General features: G+C 38.3%; 12 protein-coding genes. All 12 read left to right on the top strand.

The features are described 5' to 3' along the window. The first annotated feature begins 33 nt into the window (after window positions 1-33). The 12 genes from EP1_RS07175 to EP1_RS07125 all read left to right on the top strand — a co-directional run bounded on the left by EP1_RS07175 (window position 34) and on the right by EP1_RS07125 (window position 23,483). Window positions 34-1,425: a 6-phospho-beta-glucosidase gene (locus EP1_RS07175; protein ID WP_067625779.1), complete on the top strand. Its 1,392-nt coding sequence runs from the start codon at window positions 34-36 to the stop codon at window positions 1,423-1,425. 17 nt (window positions 1,426-1,442) lie between these two features. Beyond that, window positions 1,443-2,873 carry a 6-phospho-beta-glucosidase gene (locus tag EP1_RS07170; RefSeq protein WP_067625775.1) on the top strand — a complete coding sequence of 477 codons (1,431 nt, stop codon included), beginning with the start codon at window positions 1,443-1,445 and terminating at the stop codon, window positions 2,871-2,873. A gap of 876 nt (window positions 2,874-3,749) precedes the next feature. Then, entirely contained in the window at window positions 3,750-5,243 is a 1,494-nt protein-coding gene (locus EP1_RS07165; protein WP_067625772.1) for an AcpB/EbpR/MafR family transcriptional regulator, read from the top strand. 395 nt (window positions 5,244-5,638) lie between these two features. Beyond that, window positions 5,639-6,322 (top strand): pilin N-terminal domain-containing protein, encoded by a 684-nt coding sequence (locus tag EP1_RS07160; protein ID WP_067625770.1) that lies wholly within the window; start codon window positions 5,639-5,641, stop codon window positions 6,320-6,322. Window positions 6,323-6,333: 11 nt separating this feature from the next. Then, window positions 6,334-7,983, top strand: a complete 1,650-nt coding sequence (locus tag EP1_RS07155; protein WP_067625768.1) for a SpaH/EbpB family LPXTG-anchored major pilin — start codon at window positions 6,334-6,336, stop codon at window positions 7,981-7,983. A gap of 421 nt (window positions 7,984-8,404) precedes the next feature. Then, on the top strand, window positions 8,405-10,345 hold the full coding sequence (locus tag EP1_RS13670; RefSeq protein WP_245630593.1) for a vWA domain-containing protein: 1,941 nt from the start codon (window positions 8,405-8,407) through the stop codon (window positions 10,343-10,345). Window positions 10,346-10,357: 12 nt separating this feature from the next. Beyond that, window positions 10,358-12,235 (top strand): SpaA isopeptide-forming pilin-related protein, encoded by a 1,878-nt coding sequence (locus EP1_RS13665; RefSeq protein WP_344692785.1) that lies wholly within the window; start codon window positions 10,358-10,360, stop codon window positions 12,233-12,235. Continuing rightward, complete coding sequence (locus tag EP1_RS07145; RefSeq protein WP_067625765.1) at window positions 12,235-12,987, top strand: hypothetical protein; 753 nt, start codon at window positions 12,235-12,237, stop codon at window positions 12,985-12,987. Before EP1_RS13665 ends, EP1_RS07145 begins: the two co-directional genes overlap by 1 nt. Next, window positions 12,971-14,563, top strand: coding sequence for a SpaH/EbpB family LPXTG-anchored major pilin (locus EP1_RS07140; protein ID WP_067625761.1), 1,593 nt, complete (start codon window positions 12,971-12,973; stop codon window positions 14,561-14,563). The genes EP1_RS07145 and EP1_RS07140 overlap by 17 nt, the downstream gene beginning before the upstream one ends. A gap of 567 nt (window positions 14,564-15,130) precedes the next feature. Further along, window positions 15,131-19,063, top strand: coding sequence for a SpaA isopeptide-forming pilin-related protein (locus EP1_RS07135; protein ID WP_067625758.1), 3,933 nt, complete (start codon window positions 15,131-15,133; stop codon window positions 19,061-19,063). Window positions 19,064-19,699: 636 nt separating this feature from the next. Next, a complete protein-coding gene (locus tag EP1_RS07130; RefSeq protein WP_067625755.1) occupies window positions 19,700-21,223 on the top strand; it encodes an AcpB/EbpR/MafR family transcriptional regulator in 1,524 nt (507 codons plus the stop codon). A gap of 766 nt (window positions 21,224-21,989) precedes the next feature. Then, window positions 21,990-23,483 carry an AcpB/EbpR/MafR family transcriptional regulator gene (locus tag EP1_RS07125; RefSeq protein WP_067625753.1) on the top strand — a complete coding sequence of 498 codons (1,494 nt, stop codon included), beginning with the start codon at window positions 21,990-21,992 and terminating at the stop codon, window positions 23,481-23,483. The last annotated feature ends 448 nt before the right edge of the window (window positions 23,484-23,931 follow it).

Below are 23,931 nucleotides of genomic sequence, written 5' to 3'. Positions count from 1 at the left end.
TAAAATGTAAATAAAACAGAAGGAGTCGATTGCATGACAGCAGGCGTTAAAATTGCCACGATTGGTGGAGGAAGTAGTTATACCCCCGAATTAATGGAGGGGTTTATCAAACGATTCGATGAATTACCCATTCGAGAAATTTGGTTAGTCGATATTGAAGCAGGTCGGGAAAAATTAGAGATCGTTGGTGCGATGGCTCAACGGATGTGGGATGCTTCTCCTTATGATGTAAAAGTTCATATGACTTTAGATCGTGAAGCAGCGCTAAAAGATGCCGATTTTGTAACAACACAATTTCGTGTGGGTTTATTAGAAGCTCGGATCAAAGATGAACGAATTCCTGCTTATTACGGCATGCTGGGGCAAGAGACCAACGGGGCTGGCGGAATGTTTAAAGCTTTTCGGACTGTTCCGATCATTTTAGAAATCGTGGAAGATATGAAACGTTTATGTCCAGACGCGTGGCTGATCAACTTTGCCAATCCTAGTGGCATGGTGACAGAAGCAGTCGTTCGTTACGGTAAATGGGACAAAGTGATTGGTTTATGCAACGTTCCAGTCATGGCACAAATGATCGAACCGGAATTATTAGGCAAACAGCCAGATGAGTTGATTTATAAATTTGCAGGCTTGAATCATTTCCACTGGCATAAAGTGGCGGATCTTCACGGCAAAGATGTGACGATGGCTATCGTTGAGAAAATGTATTCAGGTGACGAAACTGGGATGCCGAAAAATATTCATGATATTCCTTTTCCAAGAGAGATTTTGGAACAAATGCAAATGATTCCTTGCGGCTACCATCATTATTATTATCAAGAAGAAGAAACGCTCGCGCATGCGTTGGAAGAATACCGTACGATTGGAACGCGTGCACAGCAAGTGAAACAAACAGAAACAGAATTGTTTGAATTATACAAAGATCCAAACTTAGATTACAAACCAGAACAATTAGGTCAGCGTGGTGGGGCGTATTATTCTGATGCAGCTTGCGAATCGATCGCTTCAATTTATGCTAACAAGAATACCCAATTAGTAGTCTCTACAAAAAATGATGGGGCAGTACCAGATCTGCCAGCAGATTGCGTTGTTGAAGTTTCTGCTTATATCGGTGGACAAGGTGCTCGTAACGTGGCTTTTGGTGAATTACCGACAGCAGAACGTGGTTGGCTGCAAGCCATGAAGGCGATGGAATTGTTAACGATCGAAGCCGCAGTCACTGGGGATTACAACACAGCATTACAAGCCTTTACCAACAATCCATTGGTTCGTTCAGGAAAAACAGCTCAACGGATCATGGATGAATTATTTGTCGCACATAAAGCTTATTTGCCAAACTTCAAAGAAACCATCGAACGTTTAGAAAAAGATGGCGTTGAAGTCCAGGATGAAGTGGCACGTGAATTAGATTTAGTAAAAATATAGAAAGTAGGGAATAATAGATGGGATTTAGAAAAGACTTTTTATGGGGCGGCGCAACTGCGGCTAATCAATGTGAAGGTGGGTATAACGAAGGGGGACGCGGCTTAGCGAATGTGGATCTTGCCCCGGTTGGCGAAGATCGTTTTGCAGTCATTGCCGGTAAAAAGAAAATGTTCGATTTTGATGATGAGTATTTTTATCCAGCAAAAGAGGCCATCGACATGTATCATCATTGGAAAGAAGATATCGCACTATTTGCTGAAATGGGCTTTAAAACCTACCGTTTGTCATTAGCGTGGAGCCGTATCTTCCCTAAAGGTGATGAAAAGGAACCAAATGAAGCCGGCTTGAAATTTTACGAAGACATCTTTAAAGAATGTAAAAAATACGGGATTGAGCCCTTAGTTACGATCACTCACTTTGATTGTCCAATGCATTTAGTTGAAAAATATGGTGCATGGCGCAGTCGCGAATTAGTTGGTTTCTATGAAAATCTATGTAAAGTAATCTTCAATCGTTATAAAGGCTTAGTCAAATACTGGTTGACTTTCAATGAGATCAACATGATCTTACATGCACCATTTATGGGTGCTGGGCTGTACTTTGAAGAAGGCGACAATGAAGAACAAATCAAGTATCAGGCAGCGCATCACGAGTTACTAGCTTCAGCGATCGCTACTAAAATTGCCCATGAAGTCGATCCAGAAAATCAAGTTGGCTGTATGTTAGCGGCAGGTTCTTACTATCCCTATACACCAAAACCAGAAGATGTCTGGGCGGGGCGTCAAGAAGAGCGCCAAAACTATTTCTTTATCGATGTGCAATCACGGGGAGAATATCCGGCCTATGCTTTGAAAGAAATGGAACGTAAAGGAATCGAAGTGAAGATGGAAGACGGTGATGAGGAGTTATTGAAAGCTCATACCGTAGATTTTATCTCTTTCTCCTATTATTCATCACGGGTCGCAACGACTGATCCTGAATTATTAGAACAAACAGCGGGCAATATTTTTGCTTCAGTGAAAAATCCTTACTTGGAATCCAGCGAATGGGGATGGCAGATTGATCCACTAGGACTGCGAATCACTATGAATGATCTGTATGATCGTTACCAAAAACCGTTGTTCGTAGTTGAAAATGGCTTAGGTGCTATTGATACACCAGATGAAAATGGTTATGTGGAAGATGATTATCGCATCGACTATTTGGAAAAACACATCCAAGCGATGAAAGATGCAGTTGAATTGGATGGTGTGGACCTATTGGGCTACACCACTTGGGGCTGTATCGATCTAGTTTCAGCAGGAACTGGGGAAATGAAAAAACGTTATGGTTTCATTTATGTCGATCGTGACAATGAAGGGAATGGGACTTTGAAACGCAGCAAGAAAAAATCATTTGATTGGTATAAAAAAGTTATCGCAACCAATGGTGAAGATTTAAGTAATTAATCCAAACAATGAGATGGCTTCACGAACGAACTTTTAAGCAGAAAGCTCGTTCGTGAAGTCTTTATTTATAGAAGAAAAAATGTAGAGTCACCGAATACGGAACAAGCTTCAACAATAAAGCTTGTCCATATAAAGCTGAGAGGCTAGTACACTAGTTTAAAATAAGAAAAGAGTAATATTTTAAAATTTCATGACTCGATAAATAAAAAATCCCCGTGATTAAAAACTCAGAAAGAGTTTTTAATCACGGGGATTTTTTAAATTCTTTTTTAGGTAGATAAGCTCTTTTATCAAGATCAAAATTCTAATCAAAAATTCGCAAATGACTAAAGTTTGAGAACTTTTATTAAATAATGAACCTTAAAAAACCAAATGATTTTTTTTAGATCTCTAAAATGAATACTAATAAAATTTATAATGCTTTAAATAAATGAGTTAAATAACGATAGAATTGATTTTTTTACTGTTTATTAGGCAATATAGTCTGCAAACAATAACGGATATTTAGATATAACCATAAAAACAAATGAGCGTTAAATTAGTTATTATATAGATATAAATTAGAAATAGTTAACAAATAGGCTTTTTTAGTTATGTTAAACAGAATATTAATGTTTATTTCGTGTGTTCTTTTTGTTTATTTTTTTATACATATGTTGTTTTAGGACAGAAAAACTTTATAAATCAGAGGAGGATCAATTTTTTGAAGTTCAGATCTTCACAAAAAAATGAAGCATATAAAAGGCCTTTTACTAGTAATAAGCTGGAAAGCGGTCGGTATGTGAGAAGAGTTGGGGAACTTCTTTATTTGTTGGTAATTTTGTGAAGATGATTTTTTCCAATGGTTAAATTTATGGAAGGGAAGGGGATGAAAAAATGAATTTTAGAGAGGTTTTAGGAACAAGTAGTTTGCGGCGCCTACGTTTTGTCGAATTACTTTATGCAAACCAGGTTGGATTGCCTAGTGACCAGTTACTGGAAGAATTGGAGTGTTCCTTGCCGATCCTGCTAAAAGACGTCAAGCTGATCAATGATGATCAAGATGATTTTCATATTGAAAAATTCAAAGGGCTGTATCAGATTCAAGTGAAACCACATGTTAGCATCAATCGCTTATATGCTGATATTCTTCAACAATCACCTGAGTTTCAGATTATTGAAGAGCTCCTTTATGAAAAGTGTTCAAGTATCAGTGATCTCGCTGATAAGTTGTATCTGAGTGCTTCCAATACTCAACGCTATCTGAAAAAAATTGAAATGGCACTAAAAAAGGCTGAAATCAAATTGGATTATCGACCGCTCCGGATCGAAGGGAAGGAGAGTGTGATCAGACACTTCTATTATCGTTATTTTTTAGAAAAGTCTGATCGTTTGGAATCGCTCTTTGTCGGTCTGAAGGACTATCAAATCAAATCCATCACTAACTTGGTGGATCAGTTTATCCAAGTCAATCATTTAGAAAACCGACATATTTTTAGGAAACGTTTAAGCTATAACATTTACATCAGTTTGTGGCGAATCAAGAACCAACGCTTCTATCCACAAAATGAATTGGCGAGTCCCTTGAGTTTGCCTGATGAAGCTACTTTAGAACCTTTTGAGCGGATGGTTTTGGATGTTTTTCGGGTTCGCCTAACAGAAGAACAAATTAAAGATTGTTTATGGCTTTCTTATGCTGATATGTTGGTCTTTAGTCAAGATCAATGGAAATCAGCGATGAAACAAAGTAGAAGCTACCGCGATCTTTACCAGAAGCATTCCGAATTAGTCGAAGAATTCAATCATTTGATCGGTAATTCATTGAGTGAAGCAGAAGTCAGCGAGTTGACCATCATCTTAGTGAACGATCAACGGATGTACTCGCCTAAAGGTCGTTATTTAGATATTTTGTATCGTCAACGGGGCATATTTTTAGAAAAAATGATGGAAACTCATTACCAAGCGGTGAAAAAGGTATTGAAAATCGCAGAGTCCTTTGTTAAAAAATATCGAATTTATCAAGAGAATGATTTTATTTGGAATTACACCTACTTATTAATCACGATGGTTCCTAAAAGCTTGAATTTGTTGGCAAATGCGGATCAACCTTTGAAAATTTTGTTGCTGTCAGAGCTGTCACCAACCGAGGAGACTTTTTTAGCCGATCAGATTGAAGAACGAATCTACGGCAATTTTAAGATTCATTTTGTTGAGGAACGTTCCCGGGATTCTCGTATCGAGATCCATGAATTGCAAAAATATGATGCGCTAATCACCTCTAGCAGCGTGGAGGAAGTTCCTTACGACTATCCAACGGTAATCATTGATCCGTTCTTGACTAGTCAAAATATTGTTCAATTGCAACAATTAATCAGTTATTTATCAGACTAAGCAAGGAATATAGTTATTAATTTATTAAATGGATAAAAAATGATTCAAATGACTTTTTTATTTTAAAAGAATTGAGTTTTACTATTCGTAAAATAAATTAAAAAAAATGAGTAGAATAACTCTTATTTTAATCAAAAAGCCAGAAATAACGTGCGAATAATAAAAATATAATAACTGAAATTTATAAAAGAGGCAAAAAACACAAAAATATAATATTAGTTACTATGAAGTTAGGTAACGAAACAAAAAAGTCGAAAGGGGGAATAGTTGTGATGTGATGTATTGGAAGATACAACATATCAATACTGATAAGTTGCTTATAAGGGAAAATACTTTTTGCGAACATGGGCAAGTATCAGCAATCTACTAATTCCGTAACAGAAGGGGGGCTGGAAATGAGAAAAAAATTTTCCATCATATTTTGTCTGCTTCTAGGAATATGTTGTTTTGGTATGGAAAGTTTTGCTGCAGATGAGCAAGTGGAGTTATGGATTCATACATGGAAAGAAGATGGAAAAAAAGTTGAGGGAACCGAACAATTAAAGTTTGACGTGTATGATTTGACCACCTGGCGGAGCGAACACGGCGAAGATGAAAAAAAAGATAAGGAATACTTGCTAAATACTTATTCGACCAAAGAAAGTATGAAATCCTTTGTCGAAGAACAGCAATTGAAAAAGTGGAATGAATCAGCTTTAGGGGTCGATGGGAGTGGAAATGTCTCATTTTACGTTCCTCGTTATAGTGATGGAAAGGACGCGGCCTATCTGATTTTGGCAAGCGGCGAAACCGGAAATTATCAAATGTTACCGATCGTATTATATTTGCCGCAAAAACATCCAAAGACAGAGGAAGAAGCTCAACGGCTCTTGATCTATGGGAAATACCAGGATATCAGTGAGCCGCCGATATCATCCTCAGCACCACCAACGGAGAGTGTTCCGCCGTCGCCGGTTCCAGACAGGCCGATTAAAAATTTACCATCTACTAATGATTTGATTCGAAATTTCACAATCTTAGGGTCAGTGTTAGTAATTACCGGAATTTTAGGATTAAAAAAAATACAAAAGAAAAAATAGGAGGAAAAAATATGAAAGCAAGAGGGAAAATTATCAGTTTGTTGACGACGATTTTATGTCTAGTTCCAATGTTCGTTGGCGTACTTGGTATGGGAGAAGAGGCTTCCGCAGCGATTCAAAACATTGATGTTACATTGCATAAAAAGAAAATGGATGAATTTCCAATTGGCGGGATCCTAAATACTGGTGAGGAAATGAACGAGTTTAAGGACTATGAAGCATTGCCAGATGTTGAATTTACGGCTTACGAGATTACAAACGATTTTTATGTGAGACTGGAGGCCGAACTTGCTGGAAAAGATCGGGATTCGGGCACAGTTTATAAAGACGCTGTTCAAGAAGTTATGAGTTCATATCAATCAGCGCCAGGTGGGGCAACTCAAGTTGGCCAAGGCAGCACAGATGTTAATGGGAATGTTACATTCAGCAATCTACCGGACAGAGATAGCAATGGTAGATATCATGTTTACCTATTTATCGAAACAGAAGTACCGGGATTGACTCAATTTAGTCAACCGTTAGTGATGATGTTACCTTTATTGGATAAGGACAAAAATGAACTAACGCATATCCATCTTTATCCAAAAAACAAAGTCCAAAGCGATATCAAGAAAGAATTGCTTGATGCAGATGGAGAAGCTTTAGACAACAAAGATCTTCATAGTTATGATGTTGGCAAAGAGATCAAATACAAAACCACTTTTACAATTCCGAGTCAAATCGGTGAGATCGTTGAAGATGAAAATGAACTTAAACAAACGCGCTACAGCAAGTTGGTCTTCAGAGATGCGATGGATACGGAAGGCATTCTCTTTAAACAAATTGATAAGATCGTGATCGGTGGTACTGAGGTTTCTGTTTCAGAATTTACCGGTTCACCTTATGCAACGACTACGTATACGAACAATGCAGGAAACTATGACAAGGTTAACAAGGCTGGTTTTGAGATTTCGATGAACTTGAATGCGGAAAAATCACCTAGCGCAGGATTCGACAGCTCAGAAGCTGTTGCCAAATATTTGGCTAAATACAGCGGTAAAAAAATAGAAATCTTCTATACTATGGCCTTTACTGAAGATACGCCAGTTGATAAGGGAATCAATAATGATTTCTCAGTTACTCTAAAACAAGTTACTTCGTCTGATGAAGAGACTCGGAAACCAGATGATACACCGAAAGTGATTACTGGCGGGAAGAAATTCATGAAACATGAAGAGGGTAAACCGGAGCAAGGGTTAGCTGGAGCAGAATTCGTAGTGATTAAAAAAGCTGGCGGCAAAGAATACTATCTTGCACCCGGTGAGGGCAATCGTAACTGGGTAGAAGTTGCAACTGGTGAAGATTATAGCGGAGCACGCAAACTTGTTTCTAAGAGTGACGGCTCATTTGAAATCACTGGACTAGAATTCGGAGACTATCAATTACGAGAAATCAAAGCACCAGATGGCTTCCAAAAACTTAATGACGATGTAGACTTTACGATTGCAGAGGGTTCTTACGCTGGACCTTCAGCAGAGGTTCAAAAAGTTATGAATACTTCTAGAGGTGGTTTCTTACCATCAACTGGTGGTAAAGGGATCGTTGCCTTCTTACTAATTGGTTTTGCTTTGATGGCTTTCGCGGTTGTTCGTTACCGTAAAGTTCATGAACAAACAGCATAGTAAATGAAAAAAGATGGATTTATTCCATCTTTTTTTTGTTTAACTGTACTTGTGGTTGTTTTAATGAAGTTTCAACTTTTTTCTTGAATAAATATAAAAAAATACTAATTTAATTTCCATAAAAAGACTCCAAGACCTAGAAAGTTCATTTCTATGGTCTTTTTTTGTGGTTAAATCATTGATTCAAAAGACAAATTTTTTTTACTGAAAACAAACTTTAATATTTTTTATTTCGATTTAAGTAATTGGGTTTAATAACATTGATGGTTATATAAAAACAATAAACAACGTAGATGTGATTTGTATCAATAACAAAAAAATATAAAAAAATATAAAAACGATAAAAAATAATATAAGTTATTATGTTTTTACACAGAAGGGAGAGTGGGTGAAAAAAGGAGTGAAAGGAGGAATTTATGAAATGAAAAAGAAACACTTGCTCATGTTGGTTGTTTTGCTGTTTTCTTTTATCGCAGAGACGCTACCACCGTTAGTTCCCGCTCATGCAGAGACCACGAAAACTGAATTGATTGATGAAAAGTTTTTAAAAGTCTCTTACGAATATGAATCGCAAGAAGATTCAAATCGTTGGCGAGTCAGGTTTAGCAGGCAAAGCGAAGAAAGTGATACGCAACAGCGACTCAAGTTGAAAGTAACAGACGAGAAAGGAAATGTGATAACTTATCCGAATATTAAGGACATGATCGAAAAGGATGAATGGCTGATTGAAACAAACTATTCATCTGCTATGGAAGGGCAACTCAGTTTTGAACTGCCAAAATCGGTTCAAAAACTTTATTTAGATGTTCAAATGGATGAACAAGCCCTTTCTACGAAACAAGACGCTAAGATACAAGAAAATATCTTAGACCTTAAAGAGCCTTTCGTTTTAAAAATTAAGGAGACGAAAGCAGAAACAGCAGCTTCTGAGAGTAAACCAGCACTCAAAACAAGTTCTGCGGAACTGATCGGTCCGCCAGAACCAGATGCAGTGGTGCCGGTTCCCGCTTCTGCGGTACCAGCCAATGGGTTACTTAGGATGGATCCACCGAAATATACCAATAAAATGCCGAGTTATACTTCAAATACTAACGGCGTATATCCGACCAATTCTTGGACGCCGACTGGACAATCCAATGTTAAAAACCATCAAGGTGGTTATGAAGGTGAAAGTGGCTGGGATGGTCTGACGGAATGGAATATTTCACCAGATAATTATACAAACTCTTATATCAAATATGGGGAAAATAAATCCAATCCCAATATTGCTTTAAGGAAATACGCCAGTGAAACATCAAAAAATGATGAATTCGATGTTCGGCTAAATGTTCGTGGAAGTACGATTCCAAAACCTGGGGTAGATGTGTGTTTTGTTTTGGATAATTCGTATTCCATGATTGACCCAAATTTAAATATCAGCGGAATGAACAGAAAGACGCTGGCAGTCAATTCTTTACAAAAATTGATTGATAAATTTAAAGCAGCCAATCCAGATCCGAATAGTTTGAGAATTGGGGGTGTTGTTTACTCAGCAAGTAATAACCCCAACGGCAATCCGACTGTTTCAATGTCCAATAATGCAGCGGGTTGGCAAAATTTAGTGGATACGTATAGAAATACTCGATCAGATGGCGACACTTATACACAAAAAGCATTGATAGATGCACAAACCATGCTGAACAATATAGGGGGAACCAATCGGCGAAAAGTCATTTTTCTTCTAACCGATGGGGCACCTAATATGAGTGCTGTCCCAATCGAATTGAGAAATGATTCAAGTATCTATTACGATGGCGTACGTTTTACACAATATGATGGAGCCTCTTTAAATCGAGGATCTTATATGCAGCCAGATGTTTCTGGTCGAGTTCATACCGTGAAAATTCCAAATGGGTACTATATCTTAAGGCCAAATCGCAGTATTTATAGTCACTTAACACCGGTCAATTCCACTGCCGCGGACATCAAAGAACAGGGAATAGAGATTAATTCGATTGCGATCAACATTAGCAAAAATTATAGCTATGAAGGTCATTCGACCGAAGAATTAATCACAGGCTTGTATCGAATTGCTTCGAAAAAAGCCAATGCAACAGGTGATCTTCAGAGGGATTATCAATTCTATCATGCTAATAGCAGTGGTGATTTTGATATTTCTTTTGATGATTGGTTTGATTCAGTCATTCAAACGGTGGATAAAGGTGTAATTGAGGATCCAATTGGGGAAATGTATGAACTAGTTGGTCAACCAACTGTTAAAGAAATCAGAAAATCGGGAGTACCGGCGATTGAATCTAGTAAATTACCAAATGCTCCGGTTGTCTCGAACAATAAAATCACGGTTAATAATATCAATCTGTAGGGGAATCAAGAGATTCAAGTGGACTATAAACTGCGCTTAAAAACGAATCATGCGAACTATGAAGGAAATAAATGGTATCCGACAAATGGGAAGACGACGTTGATTCCGACACCTGAACGAACTACCGATGTCCTTGATTTCGGTGTACCGTCAGCTCGTGGGAAAGTCGATAAATTTACAATTCCTGTGGAGAAAATTTGGTCGGATACGCAAAGAAGTACAGCTAATTATTGGGGACTTCGTAGTGGCAGTGTTCAAGTTATTTTACAACGAAGAAGTGGCAGTTCATGGGTCGATGTCGAAACAAAGACGTTGTCATCAGCCAATAGTTGGAAGGGGACTTTCCAAGCAGTTGAAGGAGGCACCAATGTTTACAGGGTTGTAGAACCTAGTAGGACGACAGGTTATGCTAAACCAACGTCTAACACGGGGGAATTTACGGCAGCGACATTACCGAGCAAAGGAGTTCAAATCACCAATGCATTGCTGACGGGGACAGCGATTATCAATAAGTACAAGGAAGATGGGAAAACGCCATTTACCACTGATTTACCGAAATTTACGGTTCGACGCAGATCCGATGGCCGGATCTTGGCAACCAATCTCGAACCAAATGCCAATGGGCAAGTAACGATTCCTAATATTCCGCTAGGTGATTTTATCGTTGAAGAAACGTATGTGCCACGAGGCTACAAAAAAATGGACGATATTGAACTGCGAGCGGTCGAAAATAGTGGTGGAACGGGCTTAGTCATCACGCTAAATGGTCAAGCTTCGCCTTATAAAGTGACCAATAAATTAGCAGCCGATCTTGAGATTCCGGTAGAAAAAGTTTGGTCAGACAAGTACCAAGCAACAGATAATTATTGGGGACTGCGAAGTGGATATGTAAGAGTCAATCTACAACAGAAAAACGGCAGTACTTGGCAAACTATTGAAAGTAAAGTTCTGACAACCATCGATAGTTGGAAAGGAGTATTTTCAGCCGTGGAGGGTGGCAGCAATCTTTATCGCGTAGTGGAAGAAACACGGGTACCGGGATATGCCAAACCAACCTATAATTATTCAACTGAGTTTACAGCCGCAACAGTACCAAATGGCGGCGTCAAACTGACCAATAAGTTATTAACTGGAAGCATCACCTTCTACAAATACAAAGATGATGGAAAGACGCCGTTTAGCAGTGACCATCCGAAATTTACCGTGAAGCGTAAATCCGATGGTAAAGTTTTGACGACCAATCTCACTCCGAATGCAAGTGGAGCGGTGATTATCTCTGATATTCCAATGGGTGAATTTATCGTGGAAGAATCCTATGTGCCAAAAGGCTATGAAAAAATGGCGGATATGGAACTGAAAGCGGTCGAAAATAATGCCGGAACGGGTTTGAACATTACCTTGGATGGCCAAAATTCACCGAAAGTAACGAATAAATTAGCAGATTTCGTGTTATGGATTAAAAAAGTCGATCAAGATGGTAAGGATTTACGAGGAGCAAGCTTTAGATTACGCGGTGTTGGGTACGATGAAACGAAAGAAAATGGTCCTTACTTTGAATTTACGAACTTGCGACCAGGCGAATATAGCCTGACGGAAACGGTTGTTCCGAGTGAGTATGAAGGAATGAATGGGACTGTTAGAATCAGTATTTCACAAACAGGTGAGGTAACGATTCAATCGCATCCGAATGTTAGCGGATCGGGTGAGTTAGGGAATCCTAATCGTATTCAATTGACTGTAACGAACAAGAAGAGACGAGCAGGTGCTTTGCCTTCAACAGGGGGCTCAGGTCTTGAAACGATCTTCAAAGTAGCAATTGGAGTTATTTCAACAGCAGGAGGCCTGCTTGGCAGCCTTTACTGGCTTCACACTAAAAGGAGGGGATCGTAATGAAAAAAATGATTCTTCTCTTGGGACTAATTCTGGGGATTTGTAACGTGGGGGTTACTGCTTTTGCAGAGGAAAGTCAGGTGGAAGTAAAGATTAATACACGTTCGGAAGATGGCAAGATTTTGGAAGGAACCGAGTCACTGGCATTAGAAATCTATGATTTGACGGATTGGCGAATGAAACGTGGTGGTACTGAAAAAAGTGATAAGGAGTTCATCTTGAATACTTATCCAACGAAAGAAAAATTAGCCGCCTTCGTCAAAGACGAGCAATTGACTAAATTTAGTCAGGCACCGCTTTTAGTAGATTCCCAAGGACAAGCAGTAGTTACATTGCCGCGTTATCAAAACCAGCGGGATGCGGCCTATCTGATTTTGTCATCGGGCGAACAAGGCAAGTATCAGATGTTGCCAATCGTGGTCTATTTACCACAGAGGTTGGCAAATTCGCAAGAGGAAAGTTCATTATTAATTTTTTACAGTAAATATGATGAAATTCCTAAAATACCATCTGAACCTACACCAATTAAACCGATGAAACCACCGGTATCAGATAGCTCAGAACCAAGGAAAAACGCACCGATAACAATTGGGACACCAGGAGGGGGGGAGCCAAAAAGTTACCCGAAGGAGCTTCCTTCTACGAATGAGCTGATACGAAATTATTGTTTTCTAGGGTTGTTGCTGATGGTCATTGGGTTTATTGGATTGAATAAAAACAAGGGGGAAAAAAATTATGAAAAACAAAAGTAAATGGATTGCGTTGTTAACTACGCTGTTGTGCTTGATTCCGTTACTGGCAGGGGTGCTAGGCGGAGGCGAAAGTGCTCATGCAGCAGACTCAGTGAATGTAACGTTGCACAAGAAAAAAATGGACCAGTTTCCATCGAGTAGTATTGAGAATACTGGTAAGGAAATGAGTGAATTCGATCGGTTTGAAGGGTTATCAGGTGTGACATTCACTGCTTGGGATATTTCGACTGATTTCTACGCAGCTTTAAATGCGGTCTTGACCGGAAATGAAACGGACGCAGAATACAATGCTAAAGCTAAACAAGTGATGGAAAGCTTCACTTTAAATACAGCTACGGCGACTCGCGTGCCTGGTGATCAAACAACTGATGCAAATGGTAATGCGAATTTTGCAAATTTAACTGCTAAAAACGCAGATGGAACTTACAAAGTTTATTACTTTGAAGAACATGCGACACCAGGGGTAGAAATTGGATCATATAAACTAATTTTGATGTTGCCGCTTAAAGACAATGGATCTGAAATCACAAACATCCATTTATATCCTAAAAATAAGGTAGAAGGCGATAATCCTGTAAAGGAATTAGTGGATGAAGATGGTAATCCATTACAACCACGCCCTTCTGGTGCATATGACTTTGAAATCGGACAACAAATTCACTACCGTGCAAGCTTTGTGATTCCTAGCCAAATTGGAGATATCTTAAGTAATGGATCACCACGCTACGGAAAATTAGAATTTGCGGATGCGGTTGACCAAACAGGAGTGAAATTTGAAGGTATCGATCAAATCACCATGAATGGTACGGCAATTAATCAAGCGACTTTCTTGAGCAATGCGACATATACGCCAGTCAATACTGCAGCGCCATTCACGGGTTATGCTGGATTTAACATTGCGATGAACTTGAGCGGGGCAGCAGGTGCTGCGACAGCCAATTACTTAAGCGACTTTGCGGGTCAAACAATTCAAATCTACTATACTGTATCCTTCACAGAAGATACACCAGTCGACTTGGATATCAACAATGAATTCTCAGTAACGATGAATCATGATGGTGGATCAGATGAAGTGAAGAAAAATGATCCAGTTGTTCCTCCAGTTATCACAGGTGGTAAGAAATTCTTCAAATACGAAGATGGTACAACCAAACAAGCATTGGCTGGTGCGGAATTCGTAGTAATCAAAAAAGTTGGTGGGACAGACTACTACTTAAAAGCTGAAGCTGAATCAATGACTTGGACAGCAGTTGCTGCCAACGAAGATTACGCTAATGCAACGAAATATACATCTGGCGCAGATGGAAAATTTGAAGTAACTGGTCTTGAGTACGGAACGTACTACTTACGAGAAACAAAAGCACCAGATGGCTTTGCAAAATTAACTAACGATGTAACATTTACAGTTGCCAGCGGTTCTTATAATAATGCTGCAGACTTAGAAATCGAAAACGTTTCTAAAGGTGGAACATTGCCATCAACAGGTGGTATGGGAATCCTTGCTTTCATCGTAATCGGTCTAGGATTAATGACCGCAGCAATCGTTCGTTACCGTCGCGTACAATTTGACATCTAATTTGCAACAAAATGAGGTTGCTCGGAAAAAGTTCAGCTTCAATAAATAAGAAGAAACTATTTATGGAATACTTAGGAAAAAGGGTTGTGACAAGGAATTTGTCGCAACCCTTTTTTTACGTGTGTTCATAGCCAACTACTTAACGACCCGGTGTCAATGCGAAAAGGATTCGCTTGAGGTTTGATTTCCACCAATTCCTAGGAAGCTGTTGAAAAGAAAGACTAAAGTATTTGGAAATCCGAGTAATTAGTTACAGATATAAAAAAGGAGTCCTCACACGTCCTTGAATTCGCTTTATAATTTGATGAGTTATCAACTATTCAATCCAAATAAAATAAATTAAAAAAAATAATTGCACTTATTGTTAATTTCCATAAAATAAATGAGTTGAATAACGGTAGTTCTGATTATAACATTAAAATAACTGGAGAATAGCTTAGTTTAATAACGTTTAAATAATTTTCAGCGAAAAAACAAAAAAAATAATTTAAGTTAATATGGTTATAGAGCTATGGAATTATAAAAAGAAAATAAGGTGAAAAATAGGATAAGAAGGAGGTAAAAAGGATGAAAAAGTTCATATTATCTGTACTCGTAATGGTATTTTTTTCTTTTATCGCTGAGAACTTAATTGGAATAAGACACGTCTATGCGGAGACAACAAAAACAGAATTAATTAACGAGAACGATCTGAAATTAGACTATGATTATGAAGTCGAAGCGGATGCTACACTTTGGCGGATAAGTTTTAAACGGCAAAGCGTAGATGAGAAGTTTGACCAACGTCTCAAATTGAAAGTAACAGATGAGAAAGATAAAACGATTGACTACCCAGTTGTACATAATATGCAACAAAAAGATGAATGGTTGGTAGAGGAGAATTTTTCACAGGCAATGGAAGGACAAGTTGTCTTAAAATTACCAAAATCAGTGGATAAACTCCGACTTTATGTACAACTTGATCAAAAGAAAGTAGAAGACAGCGAAATCCAAGAGGATATTTTGGCTAACAAGAAACCTTTTGAATTGACGGTAAAACCAAAAAAAGAAGAAAGTAGTAAGCAGACTTCAGAAACAGCGAAAAAAACGGTAAAGAAAAAAGATAAAACCGTATCTATAAGTTCCGAAGAATTTGTGGGTCCGAAAACCCAAAGCCAGCTAGCTCAGACTCAAAATCAATCAGTTACGACACAAGGAACTACGCGGGCAACCACAGCTCAAAAATATGTAAATAAAGAACCTCAGTACACAAGTAATGCTAGCGAAGGGACGTATCCAACAGCGTCATGGCAGCCAACCGGCCAAACGAATGTCATCAACCATCAAGGTGGTGTGGACAATGTGGCTTCTAATGTTTGGGATGGGCTTCAAAGCTGGAATGTCTCACCAGATAACTATGAGAATTCTTATATTCACTATGGAGTAGGTCAGGTGAGGGAAGATATTGCCTTGCGGAAATATGCGACCAAAACGGATAAAGAAGATGAATTCAATATCCGCTTAAATGTACGGGGAGATTCTATTACCAAACCTGGGATTGACATCTTTTTTGTCTTAGATAATTCTGCTTCAATGGAGTTTACTAAAACAGAAAATAAAATTGATGGCAAACTGAGAAAAGATGTTACGGTGGAATCGCTAAAAAAAATTATCAACCAGTTTGAAACTGGAACATCGGGTTTACCGGAAGGTCCAAACTATATCAGAATAGGGGGAACAATTTTTGGTGATCAAGTAATAGCAACCCATGATCTGTCCAGTAGCTCAGCAGATTGGGAGGCGTTGGTGACTGCCTATAAAAATACTCCTACTGGATCGCATAACACCTACACGCAAGGTGGTTTAATCGAGGCGCAAAAAAAATTACAATCTGATCCAAGTCGACGAAAAGTCGTATTTCTTTTAACCGATGGTGCACCGAACCGAAGTAGGAAGATTTTGAAAGGAAAGGTCGATCAGGATATATTTTATGATGGAATAAGAATTACTGAATATGACCAAAATGAGGCAGGACATACCTTAACTGCCACACATAATACTACCTATCTTAGGTCAGTAACGTGGCCAGGAGGTAAACTGACTTATACTGAGCTACCTATGAACATACCGAATGAGGCTGGAGGAACAGTAAAAGTCCAATCCCATTTAGATATGGCTAATTCTCAAGCAGCGGATTTGAGGGATGGGGGAATAGAGATTCAAACAATCGCCATTGGAATATATCCAGGTGACTATGAAAAGCATACAAAAGATGAATTACTTGAAGGCTTGTATCGGATGGCTACTAAAAAAGCGGGTGCCGTAGGAAACGAAGCTAGTGATTACTACTTTTATCATGCAGAGAAACAGTCTGATTTTGATAAGTCATTTAATGAATGGTACGATTCGGTTCTTTCAACCGTTGAAGATGGCGTAATCGAAGACCCGCTTGGCGACATGGTAGAATTAGTCGGTACGCCAACGGTAAAAGACGTGTCTTTAGTTAATGGTAAAGGCGAAAAGGAAATCCGAGTAGATAAGATGGCCAAAGTGGATACTTCTAATCCGAGAAAAGTTAGAATAACAGATATTAACCTTTACGCGAAGCAGGAGATCGAAGTAAATTATACGGTACGTTTGAAGACGAATGATCCAAACTTTTCTCCTGGCAAATGGTATCCGGCAAATGGTAGAACAACTCTGACTCCAATACCAAACCGCTCGGCAGATGTTTTAGACTTTGGGGTTCCTTCTGTCCGACTGAAGAAAGAAGATTTTGTGATCCCTGTTGAAAAAGAATGGGAAGACTCCAAGAATGAGTGGGGACACCGGAAGACAAGTATTACTGTGGTCTTGGAACGAAAAAAAGGAAATACATTTGAAAAAGTTGAAGAAAAAGAGTTGGGCGTAGTAAATGGCTGGAAGACAAGTTTTGCCCCTGTCGAAGGTGGCTCCGCTATCTATCGAATTAGGGAAATCGTTCGGGTACCGGGGTATGCCCCAGCTACGTATAGTTATAATCAAGGGGAGTTTACCCAAGCTAGTTTAGAAGGGGCTACTGTTAAGCTAACGAACAAACTTTTAAAAGGTTCAATCAATTTCCATAAGTACAAAGAAGATGGAAAGACACCATTTACAGATACCAAACCACAATTCACCGTTAAGCGTAAGCGGGACGGTAAAGTGCTAGTAACGGGCCTTGAACCGGAACCATCAGGATTGGTGACGATCTCTGGTATTCCCGTTGGAGAGTATGTTCTTGAAGAAACATCTGTTCCAACAGGATATGTGGAAGGAAAAACTTGGGATCTCATGGCTACGGAATTATCAGATGGCTCAGGAGTGCAGGTAACCATTGATGGACAAAGTTCAAATATCAAAATTATCAATGAACGTAAAAAAGACTTCGTAATCCCTGTTGAGAAGTACTGGGCGGATTACTATAAGACTGAAGATGATTATTGGGGGCTGCGTCAGACAGTTAAGGTAACCCTGCAAATAAAAGAAGGGACAGAGTGGAGAGACCTTGAAACATTAAGTCTGACAAAGGATAAGAAATGGAAAGGAAAATTCCAAGGAGTCGACGGCGGCGATGACAAGATTTATCGCGTGGTGGAACAAACAAAAGTTCCAGGGTATGCGCCACCAGAGTATAATGTCGATGAATTTACCAAGAGTCATTTGGGAACCAATGATGTTGTAGTGATAAATACCCTGCTAAAGGGAAATACTAGTTTCACAAAAGTTAGAGGAAATAGTGACGGGGCTACAACGCCATTCACAGGTGACGACTTACCAAAATTCACAGTGAAGCGTAAGTCCGACGGGAAGCTGCTTGCTGAAAATCTTACTCCTGATGGCTCTGGGAAGGTGTCACTTGCTAATGTACCTATCGGTGAATTTATCATTGAAGAGAGTCACGTCCCTAACGGATATAGCAAGCTCCGAGATATTTCACTAAAAGTAGTTGAGGAAAATGGAAGTTTGTCGTTTACCTTTGATAATAAACCGACAGGTGAAGCGATAAATTTCCTAAAACCATTCAGTCTAATGGTTAACAAAGTGGATCAAGATAATCATCCACTGAAGGGGGCAAAATTCAGATTAACTGGACCTAACGAATATGATGTAACAATTGGTAGTACAAGTAGCGATGGAGCAACCTTCATTTTTGATTTCTTGTTCCCTGGAGAGTATGAATTGACCGAAACAGTTACCCCGACTGACTACGATGGGTTGAAAACACCTTTTAAGTTTACAGTCAGTGAAGATGGTAAGGTAACATTTTCTGAAGATTCAAATGTCAAAGGGAAGTACACTCTTGATGATAGTAATAATGATTCTAAGCTTAATTCGATCCACTTGACTGTAATGAATAAAAAGAAGAATAGACAAGGAGTACTACCTTTTACAGGAGGAATAACTTCCAAATTTTTCTTTAAGCTAGCATCAGGATTTATAACAGTTGGTGGGCTATTAACAGGTCTGTATTGGTTCTATTCTCGAAGAAAAGAGTTATAAAAATGATGGGAATCCGTAAAGCGTGATTGCTATTCACAGAAAGTAAAGCATTTTAAAAGTTGACTGTCGAAAGTTGGCAGTCAACTTTTTTTGAATTTTTGCTGGCAATTATTCTGGTCAGTTTAAATTGATATCGCATAAATGGTATAATAATGATAGTTTCAATAACACTTGTGTGGATATGAGGTTCTGCGAAAGTATTTGGTAGGATTTTCTTCCGATGAGGTGTTAGCTGAGATTTTGTTTTGGATGACTCTGGCTCAAGCAGTCTATTCAAAGTAGTCTGAAAAAGATTGTCCATAACCTGAATCCATTAAGGGACTTAGGTTATTTGGTGCATAGATACTGAGTGATTAGTAAGTTGTGTTAGTCCAACCACATACTTTGAAAATAGGGTTATCAATGTAAAAAAGATGCTAATAATTATTGGAAAAATCAATTCATCAATCAAACTAAGTATTAAAGGATTGATTTTTAGTTAACAAGAGAAAGAACGTTGCTTAAATGGTGGTTAGGAATGCTTTACTGACAACAGTTCAAGGGTTGAGGGGTTCTATTTTTGGAAGGACTATCAGTTGTTTTATAATGATTGAAAAGAGAAATTAGCCATAAGATCATCTTAAAGGGGAAATGATTATGGATTTTCGAGCGGTTTTAGGAACTAGCAATATGCGCCGTTTGTTATTGTTGGAAAAACTATACTATCGACAGGAAGGCTGGTCGAGTGTTCAATTATTGGATGAACTGAATTGTTCGCTACCAATCTTGTTGAATGACATTGAATTGATCAATGCAGAATACCCAAACTTTCAAATTGTTAAAGTGATGGGACTTTACCGGCTCATAATTGACAAATCAGTTAGTTTAGGGACTTTGTATGCTAATTTTCTAAACACTTGTCCTGAATTTCAAATTATTGAAGAGCTACTCTACGAAGAGTGTGAGAACATCACAGCACTAGCTAAAAGACTATTTTTAAGTTCCTCCAATACGCAGCGCTATTTAAAGAAAATTGAGAAAACACTCTTGGAAGCAGGGATGGAACTCTGCTATCGGCCGTTACGGATCGAAGGAAATGAAGGAGAAATTCGTAATTTTTATTACCGTTTTTATAATGAACGGCAAAGCATGTTTGAAAGTACCCTGCCCAAATTGCCTTCGAGCCACTATCATATTCTTGAGCTGTATGTTCATGATTTTGTGCATGAGAATCAGATCCATGAAAAGTATATCTTCCAAAAACGCTTGATTTACAATATGTATATCAGCTTTTGGCGGATAAAGCGCGGGCATGTTTATCCTAAGGAAGAGCTGCGAACGGAAGGAATTACTTTACCACAGGGATTGCCTTACAAGATGCTGAAGCAAGCAGTTAGAGAAGTTATCGGTTTGGAACTAACGTCAGAGATACTGCGAGATGCGCTGTGGCTGACTTTTTCGGATGCGATTGTTTTTAGTATCCCGCACCGCGAACTGGCGATGAAAGATAATCTTAAGTATCAAGAGCTATTTATGAAACACTATGGATTAGTCGAAGAATTCAATCAGCTGTTGGGGGATCGTTTGACAAAACAAAATCGGATTGACTTGGCGACGGTTTTATCGAATGATTTTTATTTCTGTAATCCAAAAGGGAAGTATATCGGGATGCTATGGCGCAATCGAACCACCTTTTTACAGGAAGTCTCTAAGGTATATTGCCGAGGCGTCGAAAAAATCCAATCATTAGTTGAAAATTTTGTAACAAAATATCAAATGTATCAGGAAGCAGATTTCATTCGAAATTATATTTATTTATTAATTACCACTGAAGTCAACAGCTTAGAATGGTTAGCCAGTCAAGATCGGCTGTTGAAAATCTTGCTCTTATCCGATTTAACCCCGACCGAGGAAGGTTTTCTGGCCAAACAAATTTCTAATGAAATCTATGGTAATTTCTTGATTTTTCACTTTGAAAGATTAACTGGTGGAACGCCTAATCTGACCAGGGAATTGCAAAACTACGATGGTTTGATTACGACTGGATCCTCTACCGGTCTGCCTAAAGACTATCCTGTTGTTGTGATTGATCCATTTTTAACGATGCAAAGCAAACGTTGGATTCAAGAAATGGTCACGGAGCTGGAGTCTAAAAAAAGTGCGATTCCGGAACTTGAATGATTGTGACGCTCGCTTGACCGATCAAAAAAATAATATAGCCAAAGGCATAGATTCTAGTAGGAGTCGATGCCTTTTTTTGCGTTGTTTTATTCGGATTATGGTGGATATAATTTGAAAAAATGATACGAATTGGCAAAAAAAGAATGAGGAGATGTCATGGCGAGGTAGTTGAGGCAACCTCTACAACGAAGTATTTGCGCCTATAATTCCGTTATTTGCATGGAGGGTAAATTGTCAATGTTTGCAAAGTGATACTTCATTAGGAATGGATATATTTCTTTTTTTTGTGATAAAAAAATCGTTTTTTTAGCAAATAAAAAAATATTTATTGTGATTTTTATTCGGAAATAGTTTTTATATTCATTTATTTCATCTGTTAATTCAAACAAAACAAAAAAAATTTAGCTATTAGTTTCCGAAAAAATTTATTTTAAATTTAAAAAGTGAATTAAATAACGAAGGGGTTTTAAACTCTTTTTTTACAACAGGGGAAAGAGCTGGTTGGATAACAATATTAGCCTTTTGATAGTAGAACGCAGAGAAAGCTCATATCAGTTACTATGATTATATAGTAAGGGGATAAATCGAAGTAACAATCAGTGCAAGGCGATTCGAGTGTTTGATTTTTTCTATGGTGGAAAGGAGGCGACTAACAAAAAAAGGTTGAGATAAAACAAAAGGGGTTTTGTTTCATCTACAATTAACTGTTGGTGATTTATAGTCATTGTTGGTACAAACGTTTGGAGTTAGTGAAGAGGGTGGAAGTATGAATTTTAGAGAGATTTTAGGGGTGAGCAATCTGCGGCATCTGCGTTTAGTCGAGCTGCTTTATGCGTGTCGGATGGGATTGTCCAGTGATCAGTTGTTGGAAGAACTGGAGTGCTCGCTTTCTGTTTTATTAAAAGATGTTAAATTGATTAACAGCCAGCAAGATGCCTTTCGGATTTTGAAATATAAGGGACTGTATCAGCTGCAGATCAAATCACATATCAGTATCAATCGGCTTTATGCTGATACGATCCAGCAGTCACCGGAATTTCAGATCATTGAGGAGTTACTTTATGAAGAGTGCGAAAATATTATCGATTTGTCGAAGAAATTGTTTTTGAGTCCCTCGAAAACGCAACGGAATCTTAAAAAGATCGAGAGCGTATTGCAAAAAACAGGAATTAGTTTGCAGTATCGACCGCTTCGCTTAGAAGGCAATGAAAGTGTGATTCGACATATGTATTATCGTTATTTCATCGAAAAATCGGATCGGCTAGACTCGCTATATCGAGATTTAAAAGAATTTCAAATCAAGGCAATCACAGAATTAGTGAATCGATTTATTCAAGTAAACAAATTGGAAGAGAATTTTATTTCCCGCAAGCGTTTAGGCTACAATATGTACATCAGTTTGTGGCGCATCAAAAATGGTCATTATTATCCAAAAGCGGAGCTCAGTAGTGATTTAATGCTGCCGGAAAGACAAATTCTAGATGCCTTTAAACGGATGGCGTTGGAAGTATTTCGTGTGAAACTGTCTTCAGATAAAATCAAAGATTGTCTCTGGTTGTCCTATGCAGATGTGGTAGTGGCAAACAAGAGCCAACTCCATCGCGCGCTTAAGCAGGCAGACGAGTACACCGAATACTACTATCGTCATTTGGAGTTAGTGGAGGAGTTTGATAGTCTATTAAACTTTTCGCTAGGAAATGATAAGAAACAGGAGCTGGCGATCGTTTTGATGAATGACCATCAAATCTATCAACCGGATGGTCAACTGATTGATATCCTCTTTCGACAGAGGAAGATCTTTTTAGAGAAATTGTCTGAGACTCATGATCAAGCCGTCAAGAAGGTGAAAAAGATTGTTGATTGCTTTGTCCGGCGCTATCAGATCTATCAAGAGGAGGATTTTGTGTGGAATTATGTCTATATCTTGATCACGATGGTTCCTCAAAGTTTGACGCTATTAGCTAGCTGTGATCGGCCGCTGAAGCTGCTACTGCTGTCTGAGTTGTCGCCGACAGAAGAATTTTTTTTAGGCAATCAAATCGAAAATCAAATCTATGGCAATTTTGAAGTTCACTATGTCGAGAAAGAGCTGAGTAATGAAAATATCAATCGTTCTGAGTTAGAAAAATATGATGCTTTGATCACTTCCAGCAGTGTGGAAGAGGTACCGGAAGAGTACCCAACGGTTGTGATCGATCCATTTTTGACGAATCAAGATGTTTATCAGTTGCAACAGCTGATCAGTAAATTAGCTGGTTGAATAGGACCAGTGCTATCTCATAGAGGGTGTGGTGTAGACAACCATAAATTCCCTAAATAAAAAGGACAGCGAGAAAATCATTCGATTTCCTCGCTGCTTTTTTGTTTGGAGGTAACTGAAGTAATGACTTCGATTTTGCTTGTTTATATTTAAAATTCATCTAGCGTTCCAAAAAAATGGATGCAGGCTAGTATTTTAGAGCTTACAAACGGGGCAACCGGCTATTTTTATTTTCTGTTAAATTATGAAGAATAATGAATGAAATTAGTGGGAATGATGAATGGAACAAATTTTAAAAAAAACAAACTTAATCATTTATAACTAAGGAGAGAGGACTTATTTAAAGACAAGTGATATATCAAATTGGTGGATAACACAAGTTCTATTTAGTGGCTCAGAATGTACTGACTTCTTATTCTAAGAATCGATTTATTTAAGTAAAAAAACT

This window comes from Enterococcus pseudoavium NBRC 100491 (genome assembly GCF_001544295.1).
GTDB lineage: Bacteria > Bacillota > Bacilli > Lactobacillales > Enterococcaceae > Enterococcus_A > Enterococcus_A pseudoavium.
The sequence above is the reverse complement of the archived record's forward strand: the minus strand, read 5'-3'. Positions and strand labels throughout refer to the sequence as shown.